9 protein-coding genes are annotated in these 14578 nt (G+C 73.5%); 8 read left to right on the top strand and 1 reads right to left on the bottom strand.

Going from position 1 to position 14578, the window contains the following annotated elements; genetic code table 11:
• Position 1: 1 nt before the first annotated feature.
• The 8 genes from nusA (at position 2) to RKD20_RS12440 (ending at position 11509) form a co-directional block, all read left to right on the top strand.
• Positions 2-988, top strand: a complete 987-nt coding sequence (gene nusA, locus RKD20_RS12475) for a transcription termination factor NusA (protein ID WP_020122669.1) — start codon at positions 2-4, stop codon at positions 986-988.
• A gap of 116 nt (positions 989-1104) precedes the next feature.
• Positions 1105-1386 (top strand): YlxR family protein, encoded by a 282-nt coding sequence (locus tag RKD20_RS12470; protein WP_078612768.1) that lies wholly within the window; start codon positions 1105-1107, stop codon positions 1384-1386.
• A gap of 163 nt (positions 1387-1549) precedes the next feature.
• Complete coding sequence (gene infB / locus RKD20_RS12465; RefSeq protein ID WP_424877798.1) at positions 1550-4708, top strand: translation initiation factor IF-2; 3159 nt, start codon at positions 1550-1552, stop codon at positions 4706-4708.
• A gap of 136 nt (positions 4709-4844) precedes the next feature.
• Positions 4845-5138: a DUF503 domain-containing protein gene (locus RKD20_RS12460; RefSeq protein WP_020122665.1), complete on the top strand. Its 294-nt coding sequence runs from the start codon at positions 4845-4847 to the stop codon at positions 5136-5138.
• 32 nt (positions 5139-5170) lie between these two features.
• Entirely contained in the window at positions 5171-5623 is a 453-nt protein-coding gene (gene rbfA, locus RKD20_RS12455; RefSeq protein ID WP_007385054.1) for a 30S ribosome-binding factor RbfA, read from the top strand.
• Entirely contained in the window at positions 5620-6525 is a 906-nt protein-coding gene (gene truB, locus RKD20_RS12450; protein ID WP_424877797.1) for a tRNA pseudouridine(55) synthase TruB, read from the top strand. The genes rbfA and truB overlap by 4 nt, the downstream gene beginning before the upstream one ends.
• Positions 6526-7052: 527 nt before the next feature.
• Complete coding sequence (locus tag RKD20_RS12445; RefSeq protein ID WP_424877796.1) at positions 7053-10400, top strand: trypsin-like peptidase domain-containing protein; 3348 nt, start codon at positions 7053-7055, stop codon at positions 10398-10400.
• A 158-nt stretch (positions 10401-10558) separates the two neighbouring features.
• A complete protein-coding gene (locus tag RKD20_RS12440; protein WP_391180168.1) occupies positions 10559-11509 on the top strand; it encodes a bifunctional riboflavin kinase/FAD synthetase in 951 nt (316 codons plus the stop codon).
• Between the two features lie 61 nt (positions 11510-11570).
• Here RKD20_RS12440 and RKD20_RS12435 read toward each other — a convergent pair whose 3' ends face one another.
• Entirely contained in the window at positions 11571-14522 is a 2952-nt protein-coding gene (locus RKD20_RS12435) for an SCO5717 family growth-regulating ATPase (RefSeq protein ID WP_424877795.1), read from the bottom strand.
• Between the last annotated feature and the right edge of the window lie 56 nt (positions 14523-14578).

Genomic DNA, 14578 nt, shown 5'->3' with positions numbered 1-14578 from the left:
CGTGGACATCGACATGAGTGCCCTGCGGGGCTTGGTGCGGGAGAAGGAGATCTCCTTCGACCTGTTGGTCGAGGCGATCGAGTCGGCCCTCCTCATCGCCTACCACCGCACCGAGGGAAGCCACCGCCACGCGCGCGTGAAACTCGACCGGGACTCCGGACACGTGGTCGTGTGGGCGAAGGAGGACCCCGAGGACCTCGAAGAGGGCCAGGAGCCCCGGGAGTTCGACGACACCCCGTCCGACTTCGGCCGTATCGCCGCCACCACCGCCAAGCAGGTCATCCTGCAGCGGCTGCGCGACGCCGAGGACGACGCGACGCTCGGCGAGTACGCGGGGCGCGAGGGCGACATCGTCATGGGCGTGGTCCAGCAGGGCCGCGACCCGAAGAACGTGCTCGTGGACATCGGCAAGCTGGAGGCCATCCTGCCGGTGCAGGAGCAGGTGCCCGGTGAGACCTACCCGCACGGCATGCGCCTTCGGTCGTACGTCGTACGGGTGGCGAGGGGCGTCCGCGGTCCGTCCGTCACCCTGTCCCGCACGCACCCCAATCTGGTGAAGAAGCTCTTCGCCCTGGAGGTGCCGGAGATCGCCGACGGGTCCGTCGAGATCGCCGCGATCGCCCGCGAGGCCGGTCACCGCACCAAGATCGCCGTACGGTCCACCCGTTCGGGCCTGAACGCCAAGGGCGCCTGCATCGGCCCCATGGGCGGCCGTGTGCGCAACGTCATGGGTGAGCTGAACGGTGAGAAGATCGACATCGTCGACTGGTCGGACGATCCGGCCGAGATGGTGGCGAACGCCCTCTCGCCGGCCCGCGTCTCGAAGGTCGAGGTCGTGGACATGGCCGCCCGTTCCGCGCGGGTGACCGTCCCCGACTACCAGCTTTCCCTGGCCATCGGTAAGGAGGGCCAGAACGCCCGCCTGGCGGCCCGGCTCACCGGCTGGCGGATCGACATCCGGCCGGACACCGAGCAGGCCGCCGAATAGCGCCGGCGAACGGCGCCGGGGAATAGATCCAAGCCGTCGGGGGCTTAGATCACGACAACAACCGTTCGATCGCTGCCCCCAAGGGGTGAGGTCGGTACGGGGAGGTAGACTTAAGAGTGTCTGGCCGGACGCACGCCCGCGCATGCCCTGAACGAACCTGTGTGGGTTGCAGGCAGCGAGCGGCCAAGACCGATCTGCTGCGCATCGTGGCGATCAAGGACGCATGCGTCCCTGATCCTCGCGGTACGCTGCCCGGCCGGGGTGCGTACATCCACCCCGCCCTGGTCTGTCTCGACCAGGCGGTACGCCGCCGGGTGTTCACGCGGGCGTTGCGCGCCCCGGGAGCACTCGACATAAAGGCGTTGCGCCAGTACGTCGAGCAGACAGACAGTTGCTGAGCAGGCAACACCGTAAGAAGCGTCGCGCGGAACCCCCGTGCGGCCCAGGTACCCCGCGAGTTGGAAGTAGGTCGAGATTGCGATGAGCACTCGATGAGCACGCGATGAGTACGCCCATGAAGTAGCGACGGTCCGGCCGCAACCCGGACCTAAAAGGAGCGAAGTGGCTAAGGTCCGGGTATACGAACTCGCCAAGGAGTTCGGGGTGGAGAGCAAGGTCGTCATGGCCAAGCTCCAAGAACTCGGTGAATTTGTTCGTTCGGCTTCCTCGACGATCGAGGCGCCCGTCGTACGCAAGCTGACAGACGCCCTCCAGCAGGGCAACGGAGGCGGCAAGCCCGCCCCCGCACGCAAGGCTGCCCCGGCTCGTCCGGCAGCCCCCTCTCCCGCGCAGGCCGCCCGTCCGGCCGCCCCGCGCCCGCCGGCCCCGAAGCCGGCCGCCGCCGAGCAGCCCGCGGCTCCCGCCGCGCCGGCCGCTTCCGGCCCCCGTCCCACTCCGGGCCCGAAGCCCGCGCCGCGGCCCGCCCCGGCGTCCCCGGCTCCGACCACGCCCGAGTTCACGGCACCGCCGTCGGCTCCCGCCGCGCCGGCTGCCTCCCAGGGCCAGACGGCGTCCCAGGGCCAGGGTTCCACCGCGCGTCCGGGTGCTCCTCGTCCGGCCGGCCAGCAGGCTCCGCGTCCGGGCGCCCCGCGTCCGGCCGGCGGTCCCGGCCAGGGCGGTCAGGGTCGCGGTGACCGCGGCGACCGTCCCGGCGCTCCGCGTCCGGGTGGCCAGGGCGCACGTCCCGGTGCTCGTCCGGCCGGTCCCCGTCCGGGCAACAACCCCTTCACCTCCGGTGGCTCCACCGGCATGGCGCGCCCGCAGGCGCCCCGTCCGGGCGGCGCCCCGCGTCCCGGCGGCCAGGGCGGCCCCGGTGCTCCCGGCGGCGCTCCGCGTCCGCAGGGTCAGGGCCAGGGCGGTCCCCGTCCCCAGGGCGCGGCGGGCGGTCCCCGTCCGCAGTCTCCGGGCGGCGCGCGTCCCAGCCCGGGCGGCATGCCCCGTCCGCAGGGCGGCGGTCCGCGTCCCGGCGGTGGTCCCGGCGGTGCGCGTCCCAACCCCGGCATGATGCCGCAGCGTCCTGCTGCCGGCCCGCGTCCCGGCGGCGGTGGCCCTGGTGGCCGCGGTCCCGGTGGCGGCGGTCGCCCCGGTGGCGGTGGCGGCGGTCGTCCGGGCGGCGGCGGCTTCGCCGGTCGTCCGGCCGGTCCCGGCGGTGGCGGCGGCGGTTTCGCCGGTCGTCCCGGTGGTCCCGGTGGCGGTGGCGGCGGTTTCGCCGGTCGTCCGGGTGGTCCCGGCGGTGGCGGCGGCGGTCGCCCCGGCTTCGGCGGTCGTCCCGGTGGTCCGGGCGGTCGTGGTGGCACGCAGGGCGCCTTCGGTCGTCCCGGCGGTCCCGCGCGTCGCGGTCGCAAGTCGAAGCGGCAGAGGCGCCAGGAGTACGAGGCCATGCAGGCCCCGTCGGTCGGCGGCGTGATGCTGCCTCGCGGCAACGGACAGTCCGTCCGACTGTCGCGCGGTGCCTCCCTCACCGACTTCGCGGAGAAGATCGGCGCCAACCCGGCGTCGCTCGTCGGCGTGATGATGAACCTCGGCGAGATGGTCACTGCCACGCAGTCCGTCTCCGACGAGACGCTGAGGCTCCTTGCGGACGAGATGAACTTCGTCCTCGAGATCGTCAGCCCCGAGGAGGAGGACCGCGAGCTGCTCGAGTCCTTCGACATCGAGTTCGGCGAGGACGAGGGTGGCGAGGAGTTCCTCGTCGCGCGTCCGCCGGTCGTGACCGTCATGGGTCACGTCGACCACGGCAAGACCCGCCTCCTCGACACCATCCGCAAGACGAACGTCGTCGCGGGCGAGGCCGGCGGTATCACGCAGCACATCGGTGCGTACCAGGTCACGACCCAGGTCAACGACGAAGAGCGCAAGATCACCTTCATCGACACCCCGGGTCACGAGGCGTTCACCGCCATGCGTGCCCGTGGTGCCAAGTCGACCGACATCGCGATCCTCGTGGTGGCGGCCAACGACGGTGTGATGCCCCAGACGATCGAGGCGCTGAACCACGCCAAGGCGGCCGACGTGCCGATCGTGGTCGCGGTCAACAAGATCGACGTCGAGGGTGCCGACCCGACCAAGGTGCGCGGTCAGCTCACCGAGTTCGGTCTGGTGGCCGAGGAGTACGGCGGCGACACCATGTTCGTCGACATCTCCGCCAAGCAGGGCCTCAACATCGAGGCCCTTCTGGAGGCCGTGGTCCTCACCGCGGACGCCTCGCTCGACCTGCGGGCCAACCCGGAGCAGGACGCGCAGGGTATTGCGATCGAGTCCCGTCTCGACCGCGGCCGCGGTGCCGTCGCGACCGTCCTGGTCCAGCGAGGCACCCTGCGGGTCGGCGACACCATGGTGGTCGGCGACGCGTACGGCCGTGTCCGCGCGATGCTCGACGACAAGGGCGACAACCTGGAAGAGGCGGGTCCGTCGACTCCGGTCCTCGTCCTCGGTCTCACCAACGTCCCGGGCGCCGGCGACAACTTCCTCGTCGTCGACGAGGACCGTACGGCCCGCCAGATCGCCGAGAAGCGCGCCGCTCGTGAGCGGAACGCCAACTTCGCCCGCCGGGGTGTCCGGTTCTCCCTGGAGAACCTGGACGAGGCCCTCAAGGCCGGTCTGGTGCAGGAACTCAACCTCATCATCAAGGGCGACGCGTCCGGTTCGGTGGAGGCTCTCGAGTCCTCGCTGCTCCAGCTCGACGTCGGCGAAGAGGTCGACATCCGCATCCTGCACCGCGGTGTCGGTGCGGTCACGGAGTCGGACGTCGACCTGGCGATGGGCTCGGACGCCATCGTGATCGGCTTCAACGTGCGCGCCGCAGGGCGTGCCGCGCAGATGGCCGAGCGCGAAGGTGTGGACGTCCGGTACTACTCGGTCATCTACCAGGCGATCGAGGAGATCGAGGCGGCCCTCAAGGGCATGCTCAAGCCGGAGTACGAAGAGGTCGAGCTCGGTACGGCGGAGATCCGCGAGGTCTTCAAGTCGTCCAAGCTGGGCAACATCGCCGGTGTCCTGGTCCGCTCCGGCGAGGTCAAGCGCAACACCAAGGCGCGCCTCATCCGCGACGGCAAGGTCGTCGCGGAGAGCCTCACCATCTCCGGTCTGCGTCGCTTCAAGGACGACGTCACCGAGATCCGCGAAGGCTTCGAGGGTGGTATCAACCTCGGAAACTTCAACGACATCAAGGTCGACGACGTCATCGCGACGTACGAGATGCGCGAGAAGCCGCGCGGCTGACCGTCTCAGCACGCGATCGGGGCCGGTCGGCGGACGTAATATCCGTCGATCGGCCCCGGCCGTTGCGTGTACGGTTCCCGTATCGGCGTCGAAGCGTGGCGCCCGTACCCCGAACCGGCGGGACATCCGGACACACATGTATGTGGGGACTCTGTCCTTCGACCTCCTCCTCGGTGACGTGCACTCGCTGAAGGAGAAACGCTCTCTCGTCCGTCCGATCGTGGCCGAGCTCCAGCGCAAGTACGCGGTGAGCGCGGCGGAGACGGGCAACCAGAACCTCCATCGCAGGGCCGAGATCGGGCTGGCGGTGGTCTCCGGGGACACGGGACACCTCACCGACGTACTGGACCGCTGCGAGCGGCTGGTCGCCGGGCGGCCCGAGGTGGAGCTGCTCTCGGTTCGACGCAGGCTCCACAGCGACGAAGACTGAAGCAACAAGTAAGTACTTAAGGAGACGGACCAGTGGCCGACAACGCGCGCGCCAAGAGGCTGGCGGACCTCATCCGAGAGGTGGTGGCCCAGAAGCTGCTGCGCGGGATCAAGGACCCGCGGCTCGGCTCACACGTCACCATCACGGACACCCGGGTCACGGGTGACCTGCGGGAGGCGACCGTCTTCTACACGGTGTACGGCGGCGACGAGGAGCGGGCGGCCGCGGCCGCCGGACTGGAGAGCGCCAAGGGCGTGCTCCGCTCCGCGGTCGGGGCGGCGGCGGGCGTGAAGTTCACGCCGACGCTGACCTTCGTGGCGGACGCGCTGCCCGACACCGCCAAGACCATCGACGACCTCCTCGACAAGGCCCGCCAGTCCGACGAGAAGGTGCGCGAGGTGTCCGCGGGTGCCGCGTACGCCGGCGACGCCGACCCGTACCGGAAGCCGGGCGACGAGGACGAGACGGACGACGCCGCCGAATGACCCAGAAGAACCGGACGCCCGACGGACTTGTCATCGTCGACAAGCCGTCGGGCTTCACTTCGCACGACGTGGTCGCCAAGATGCGCGGGATCGCCAGGACCCGCCGCGTCGGACACGCCGGCACCCTCGACCCCATGGCGACGGGCGTGCTGGTCCTCGGTGTCGAGAAGGCGACCAAGCTGCTCGGGCACCTCGCGCTGACCGAGAAGGAGTACCTGGGCACCGTCCGGCTCGGCCAGACGACCCTGACCGACGACGCCGAGGGCGAGATCACGAGGTCGGTCGACGCCTCGAAGGTCACCCGCGACGCCGTCGACGCCGGGATCGCCAAGCTGACCGGCGACATCATGCAGGTGCCGTCCAAGGTCAGCGCCATCAAGATCGACGGGGTGCGCTCGTACAAGCGGGCACGGGAGGGCGAGGAGTTCGAGATCCCCGCCCGACCCGTCACCGTCTCGTCCTTCGCGGTCCACGACGTCCGGGACGCGGTCGCCGAGGACGGTACGGCCGTGGTGGACCTGGTCGTGTCGGTGGTCTGCTCGTCCGGCACCTACATCCGGGCGCTCGCACGTGACCTGGGCGCGGGCCTGGGCGTCGGCGGCCATCTGACGGCTCTGCGGCGCACCCGCGTGGGTCCGTACAAGCTCGACTCGGCCAGGACCCTCGACCAGCTCCAGCAGGAGCTGACGGTGATGCCGATCGCCGAGGCCGCGGCAGCCGCCTTCCCCCGCTGGGACGTCGACGACCGCCGGGCCAAGCTCCTCACCAACGGCGTACGGCTCGACATGCCCGACGAGTACGCGGGCGTCGGCACGGTGGCCGTCTTCGGCCCCGAGGGTCACTTCCTGGCACTGGTCGAGGAACAGAAGGGCAAGGCCAAGAGCCTGGCCGTCTTCGGCTGACGCCGGAAACGCGGGGGGCACCGGGGCGGTCCGCCCGTGGAGCGGCGATCACGGGGTTGTGCCGCCGCTCCACGGTCCCCCCTCGGTTCCCCCACCCCTAGGGTGTATCCGCCGTCCCCCTTCCATTCACCCGCGCGGGCAGGCGCTCGGAGTGAACCGGGGGTGTGGAAGGGGGCGCGTTCACCACGCGATCTGTCCCGCTGATCACCGCACGCCTACCGTCGAAAACAGGAACGTGCGTACGGCGGGGAGGTTCGGCCATGACGGCAGGGGGTGACTCCGTCGGTGGAGCCGTGCCACCCGACTCCGGCACGCGGAGCTCGCGGCAGGAGGACGGAACCGCACGGGAGCCGGCCGGACCGACGGGCGGAGTCGACCGGGCGGCCGCCGAGGAGCACGGGCAGCCGCGACCGGGGTGCGACAGGCACCGGTGGGGGCGGTACGACGACCGTTCCCGGCCGGCGCAAGGGCGCCGACGCGAGCCCCGGGACCAGGCCCCCTCCGGGCCCGGGCAGGACACGCACCTCGTGCGGATCCACGACCTGGCAGGACGGCTCCGCGGGACCGGCTTCGTCGGCGATCACCACGGCACCGTCGTCACCAGCCACGAGGCCGTCGACGGTCCGGCCCGGCTTGTTCTGCACGCCGGTGACCGCAGTTGCGTGGTGGCCGCCGATGCCGTGACCCCGCTGCCCGAGCTGGATCTGGCGCTCGTCCGCACCGAGGGACTCGGCGTGGACCCGCTGCCCGTCTCCGTGCGGGACACCGTCGCCACCGGCACCTACGTCCGGCTCTTCGCCGGCTGCTGGCGCGAGGCCAGGGTGCTCGGCCCCGCCGCCGTGACCTACACGGCCACCGACCGATTCCATTTCCTCGAAGACGCCCTGGAGTTGGCGATCGGCACTGCGGGACGGGACGCGCTGCGGCTGGGAGGCGGAGCCGCGGGAGGACCCGTACTCGACGCCGTCACCGGCGCGGTCGTCGCCGTCCTCGGCACCGCCCTGCACAGCGGCCACCGCGACAGCGGTTACGCGGTCCCGCTCGGCTCCGTCCGCACCGGCCCCCTCGCCGACCTGCTCGCGGAGAACGCCGCGACCGTCCCGGCGTACGGCGCCGACCTCAACCTCGCCGGTGTGCTGGAGCTGACGGCCACCTCGGTGGCGCAGGACGGGCCGCCGGGCGCGCCGGCCGGTCGTCCGGGCCCCGGAGACACCCCGGAACCCGTCGAACGGGCCGCGGTCACCGGGGAGTTCACCGCGTTCACCGAGGGACAGGCCCCCGTCCTGGGCCTCGTCGGACCGCCTGGCAGCGGCCGTACGACCCAACTCGTGGCCCTCGCCGCCCGCCGCCACCGAGGCCCCGCCCCGGCACCCACGCTCTGGCTGCGCGGTGCCGACCTGGCGGACACCGACGCCTCGGTGGCCGACGCGGCCCACCGCGCGCTCGGCAGGGCGGCCCGGATCGTGGCGACCTCCGGGGGCACCGTCCCCGCCGACCTGGGCGACCTCACCCCCGAGCGACTGGCCCGGCTGGCCCGCGCCGCCGGCCGCCCTCTGTTCCTCCTCCTCGACGGCCCCGAGGAGATGCCCGCGGTCCTGGCGCACCGCCTCGCCGAGTGGACGCAGGGCACGGCGCAGTGGCTGGCGGAGACGGGGGCACGGCTGGTGGTGGCGTGCCGCGCGGAGTACTGGGAGGGGGCGGGCTTCCCGGAAGAGCTCCTGTACGGCGACTCGCGGGGGCACCTCCCGCCCTGCGTACACCTGGGCGACCTCACCGAGGACGAGGCCCGCCGCGCCCGGGCCCGCTACGCCCTCCCCGAGGGCACGCTCGCCGCCTCCGACGCCCGCCACCCCCTCGCCCTCCGCCTCCTCTCCGAGGTCCGCGCCGCCCTCCCGGACGCGCCCCCCGGCCCCGTGGACCGCGACCAGGTCATCGAGGCCCACCTCGACCTCATGTGCCTGCGCATCGCGGTGCGCCTTGCCACTCCGAGCGGTCTGCGCGGTGCCGCCGTGCGACGGCTCGCCGCGAAGGTCTCCGGCCAGGTCCACGAGGCCGCCCGCCGCAGCCTCGGCCCCGGACAGGGCGAACTGGACCGGGCCTCGTTCGAGGCGGTGTTCCCCTGGGGCCGGGCTCCGAAGCGGCTCGGCGGCACCGGCTGGGCCTCCGCCGTCCTCGCCGAGGGCCTCCTCGTCCCCGCCGGCAGCGGCTACCGCTTCGCCCACGAGGAGCTCGCCGACTGGATCCAGGGCATGCACCTGGACCTGGACGGGGCCTTGCGCGCCCTGGTCCACCGCCGCCCCGGCCGACAGCACCCCCTCCCCGTCCCGCACCACCGCGTGGGCCCCGTCGTGCAGGCCCTGCTCCTCGTCGCCCGCCAGCACGGCACACCTCAACTGGCGTACAGGCTGGAGGAGTTGCTGCACGCCCTCGACGCCGACCCGCACTCCTGGTGGGCGGCCCGGCTGCTCACCGAGACCCTGCTGCGAGTGCCCGACGCGACGCCGTACACCGATGTGCTCCGGCAGCTCGCCGACCGTCTCGTGGCCCGGCGCCACCGGCGGGAACCGGTCCCGGCCGCGTTCGGCCCCGCCTTCTGGACCGCCCTGCGGCTCCCGCCGGGCACCCGCTTCGACCTGCTCCGCCGTCTCGTCCTCGCCGACGCGCCGCCGCACGAACCCGGCCCCCGGTTCCTGGACGCCGTCGCGGAGCTGCTCGCCGCCGACCCCACCGCCGTACAGCCGCATCTCACCCGCTGGTTCGACGACGAGCGGCCGCTGCCCGCGACCCCGCACGCGACCGTGGCGACGGCCGCGCAGGCGCTGCTGCACACGCACCGCACCCGGGCCCTGGACGACCTCACCGAGGAACTCTTCGGATGCGCGCACCGGCGGGCCGACGAACTGCTCGCCGTGCTCGCCGAGGAGGAGCCGTCGGCGGTGTGCCGGGCCGTGGACCGGTGGGCGCACGACGAGCGGCCGGCCCGGCGGGTGGCGGCGGTGGCGTACGGACTGCGCGCCGCCCCGCACGTGCGCACCGACGCCGACCGCGAGCTCCTGCGCTACGCGGCCCTCGCCCTGCTGGCCCGTCCCGAGGACTGCACCCTGCACGCGGGCGCGCTCGCCCTGCTGGTCCACGATCCCCGCACGCGTGACCGTCATCTCCCGCAGGCGCTCGGGCACTTCGCGGCCGGCGACCCGCAGTTCCCGCCCAGCGCGCTGGTGCCCGCGCTCGCCACCGACCCCGAGCCGGTCCTGGACGCCTTCCGGGAGCGGCTGCGGCGACCGGACGCCGGGGCGGCGCTGCGCGCGCTCGCCGACGTCACCACGCCCGCCCTGGCCCGCCGGGTGGCCGTGCTGGTGCGGGAGGCGGTGGAGCGGCGCCCGGAGACCGCCGGGGACCTGGCCGCGTACGTCGACCGGCGCCTCGACCAGGGCCCCGCCGCCCGGGCCGTGCTGCTCCCGCTGGTCACCGGCCTGCTGGACGGCGGTTCCGAAGGCGTGCGGGCCGCGCTCGCGGCCGTACTGGCCGGGCCGGGCGCCCCTGCCTCCCGCCCGCTGCGCCAGGAACTCCTCGCCCTCCTCCTGGACCACGAACGCGAGCCCGCGGTCCTGGTCGCCCTGCTGCCCGCGGCCGCCGCCCGCGCCGACACCGACATCCGCGAGCTCGTCCACCGCATCGGCCTCCTCCTCGTCCGCACCCCGGACGGAGCGACCCGCTTCGACCACGGCCTCGTCGACCTCGGCCGGCATGTCCCCGGGTTCGCCGCGCTGGTGGCCGGCTGGCTCACCGATCGCCCGGACGAGTGGGCGGCGGTGGTCGGCCCCGGCACCCGGCGGATCATCGAGAACCTGGCGGGGGTGCGGATTCCCGCCTGACTCCGCGGAATCCGGCGGGTGCGTGGAGCACCCGTGTCCGCGTGCGTCGGGTCACACCCCCATGCCGATGCGAGCGACGGGCACGCGGCATGGCACCCTTAGACCTGCGTAAGCCTTAAGAGTCAATACGGACACGGGTTCGACGAGGAGCGGTCACAGTGCAGCGCTGGCGTGGCTTGGAGGACATCCCCGAGGACTGGGGGCGCAGCGTCGTCACCATCGGTTCCTACGACGGGGTCCACCGCGGGCACCAGCTGATCATCCGGCATGCCGTGGACCGGGCGCGCGAGCTGGGCGTCCCCTCCGTGGTCGTCACCTTCGACCCGCACCCCAGCGAGGTCGTCCGCCCCGGCAGCCACCCGCCGCTGCTCGCCCCGCACCACCGCCGCGCCGAGCTCATGGCCGAGCTGGGCGTGGACGCGCTGCTGATCCTCCCCTTCACCACGGAGTTCTCGAAGCTCTCCCCCGCCGACTTCGTCGTCAAGGTCCTCGTCGACAAGCTGCACGCCAAGGCGGTCGTCGAGGGCCCCAACTTCCGCTTCGGCCACAAGGCCGCGGGCAATGTCGACTTCCTCGTCGAGCAGGGCAAGACGTACGACTTCGAGGTCGAGGTCGTCGACCTGTACGTGTCGGGCACGGCGGGCGGCGGCGAGCCGTTCTCCTCCACCCTGACCCGGCGCCTGGTCGCCGAGGGCGACGTGGAGGGCGCCGGGGAGATCCTGGGCCGTCCGCACCGGGTGGAGGGCGTCGTGGTCCGCGGTGCCCAGCGCGGCCGTGAACTCGGCTTCCCGACCGCCAACGTCGAGACCCTCCCGCACACCGCCATCCCGGCCGACGGCGTCTACGCCGGCTGGCTGCACACGCAGGGCGAGGCGATGCCGGCCGCGATCTCCGTCGGCACCAACCCGCAGTTCGACGGCACCGAGCGCACCGTGGAGGCGTACGCGATCGACCGCGTCGGGCTCGACCTGTACGGGCTGCACGTGGCGGTGGACTTCCTCGCGTATGTGCGCGGGCAGCAGAAGTTCGCGTCGCTGGACGAACTGCTCAAGGCGATGGCCGTCGACGTGCAGCGGTGTCGTGAGCTGATCGAGGGCGCCGGCGGCTGAAGGGCGTAGGGGCAAAGGAAAGTGGGCCGGCACCTTCAAGGTGCCGGCCCACTTTCCTTCGCTACTGCTGCGGCGGCTGACCCGCGTTCGGGTCGTACGGCGGCTGCGGGAACCCGGGCTGCGGCTGACCGGGCTGGCCCGTCTGCCACGGCTGGCCGGGCTGGGCGCCGGGGAAGCCCTGGAACGGCGGTTGCGCGGCCGGCGGCTGGGCCTGCTGCTGGCCCGGCATCGGAGGAGCCATGGTCGGCGGCTGGTGGCCGCCCTGACCCGTCCACAGGCCCTGCTCCTGCTGGGCCCGTACGAAGTCCTCGGCCACCATCGCGGCGAGGTCGAAGTACGCCTCCCGGACCTTCGGCCGCATCATGTCGAGGTCGACCTCGGCACCGGCCGCCAGGTGCTCGTCGAACGGTACGACGATGACGCCTCGGCAGCGCTGCTCGAAGTGGGTGACGATGTCCTCCACCTTGATCATCTTGCCGGTCTCGCGGACCCCCGAGATCACGGTGATGGACCGCGAGACCAGGGACGCGTATCCGTGCGCCGACAGCCAGTCGAGCGTCGTGCTGGCGCTGCTCGCGCCGTCCACCGACGGCGTCGAGATGATGATCAGCTGGTCGGCGAGGTCCAGGACCCCGCGCATGGCGCTGTAGAGCAGACCCGTGCCCGAGTCCGTGAGGATGATCGGGTACTGGCGGCCCAGCACGTCGATCGCGCGCCGGTAGTCCTCGTCGTTGAACGTCGTGGACACGGCCGGGTCGACGTCGTTGGCGATGATCTCCAGACCCGAGGCCGCCTGGGACGTGAACCGCCGGATGTCCATGTACGAGTTGAGGTACGGGATCGCCTGGACCAGGTCACGGATGGTCGCGCCGGTCTCGCGCCGAACCCGGCGGCCGAGCGTGCCGGCGTCCGGGTTGGCGTCGATGGCGAGGATCTTGTCCTGCCGCTCGGTGGCGAGGGTGGAGCCGAGGGCGGTGGTCGTGGTCGTCTTGCCCACGCCGCCCTTGAGGCTGATCACCGCGATCCGGTAGCAGGACAGCACCGGGGTGCGGATGAGGTCGAGCTTGCGCTGCCTCTCCTGCTCCTCCTTCTTGCCGCCGATCTTGAACTTCGACCCACCGGAGGTGGGACGGCTGCTCTTCGCCTTCTGCTTCTTGCTGTTGACCAGCCGGTCCGAGGTCAGCTCGACCGCGGCGTTGTAGCCGAGCGGCGCGCCTGCGCCGGCGACCTGCTGCCGCTGGTCGTGCTGGACGGCGGCGGGCCAGGCGGCACCGGTACGGGGGTCCACGCCCGGCTGGCCGGGAGCGCCCGCGTAGGGGTTGGGCTGGGCCTGCGGCGGCTGCGGCTGCTGTCCCGGCTGGGCCGGGGGCATGGGCTGACCGGGCTGCGCCGGGGCCTGCTGCTGGGGCTGGCCCGGGGCGGGCGCCTGCGGGTAGCCGTAACCGCCCGGGGCGGGCGGGGGTGCCTGCGGGAAGCCGTAGCCGCTCTGCGGGTTCTGCGGCGCGGGGGGCTGCGGGAACCCGTAACCGGCCTGCGGGTTGGGGGGAGCGGGCGGCTGCGGATAGCCGTAACCGCTCTGCGGTGGCTGCGGCGCCGGAGGCTGGGGGGCCTGGGGTGCCTGCGGGAAGCCGTAGCCGCTCTGCGGGTTCTGTGGCGCGGGCGGCTGCGGGTAACCGTAACCGCCCTGACCCGCCGGGCCGTCGGGCTGCGGCGGGGTGGCCGGCCAGCCGGAGGGCGCGGGCTGCGGTGCCTGGGGCGGGGCGGCGGCGGCCGCCGGCTGGCCGGGCGGAGGCGGGGTGCCCGGCTGCGCGGCGGGCGGCTGCGGCTGTCCGCCCGTCGTCCACTCCGGAGCCGGTGACGGGGCCGTGCCGGAGTCCGCCGAAGCGAACTGCGGCGGGAGCGGCGGGACGGCACCCTGCGGCGCGGGCGGGGGCCGCCAGCCCTCCTGCTGCGCTTCGGGCTGCTCGGGTACGGGCGACCGTGCCGCCTCGGGCTGCTCCGGGGCGGCGCTCGGGGCGGCCGGGGGCTGCTCCGGTACGGCCGGTTGTGCCACCGGGGCGTCCGGGGCGGCGGTCTGCGGCTCCGCGCCGGTCTCGGCGTCACCGGCGGAGGTGTCGGCCGGGGACTCTGGTGCTGCGGGCGCGGCCTCGGCGCCGGGCGGGGTCTGCGGGGTGTCCGCGCCCTCGTCGTCCGAGCCGGATGCGGGTGCTGCCTCGCTCGGGGCAGGGGCAGGGGCAGGGGCGGCCGGTGGGGTGTCTCCCGCCTCTGCGGACACCTGCGGAGCTTCGCCGGAGGTCGGCGGCTCGGGTGCGGTGGGCGCGTCCGCCGACGGGGCGGCGGGGGGCTGCGGGGCGCTCGGCGTCGTAGCGGCGGCCGGGATGTCGGTACGGCCTTCCGCGTCGGCGCCGGTCGAAGGCGCGGCGGCGTCGGTGCTGTTCTGGGCGCCGGGCGGTCCCGGGGGCGCCGGAGCCACGGGGGCGGCGGGAGGCGTGGGAGCGGCCGGAGGAGCGGCGGGCGCAGGCGACGCCATGGGAGGCGCGGGAGCCGCCGAGGCCATGGGCTGCGCGGGCGCCGGGGGAGCGGGCGGCTGCGGGTAGCCGTAGCCGCTCTGCGGGTGCGGAGGAGCCGGTGGCTGCGGATAGCCGTAGCCGCTCTGCGGGTTCGGGGGGACCGGCGGCTGGGGGGCCGCGGGGTTTCCCGCCCACGGCGGCGGAGGCGGCGGAGTCGCGCCGGCCGCACCCGCGGACGGGTCGAACTGCGGGCCGGGAACGGGAGACGACGGTGCGGAACCGGACGTATCGGGGTAACCGGGGTGCGGTGCGGGCGCGGCGGGAGCAGGGGCGGGCGCGGGAGGCACCGCCTCGGCCTCGGGAGCCGCGCTCTGCGTGTACCAGGCAGGAGCGGCGTAGTCGATGGTGAACTCGCCCGTCATCTCGGTGGCGGACTCCGCGTCGGACTGGTCGTCGCTGGGCGTGGTCCAGCCCGCGCGCAGCCCGTCCCGATCGCTCTGCACAATTCCTCCTGGTTGGTCGAGCACCCTCGTGCCGTGTGGGCACTCATGTGCCGGGC

Source organism: Streptomyces sp. SLBN-8D4, from assembly GCF_049739545.1.
Taxonomy (GTDB): domain Bacteria; phylum Actinomycetota; class Actinomycetes; order Streptomycetales; family Streptomycetaceae; genus Streptomyces; species Streptomyces canus_C.
This window is presented reverse-complemented; position numbering and strand designations above follow the sequence as displayed.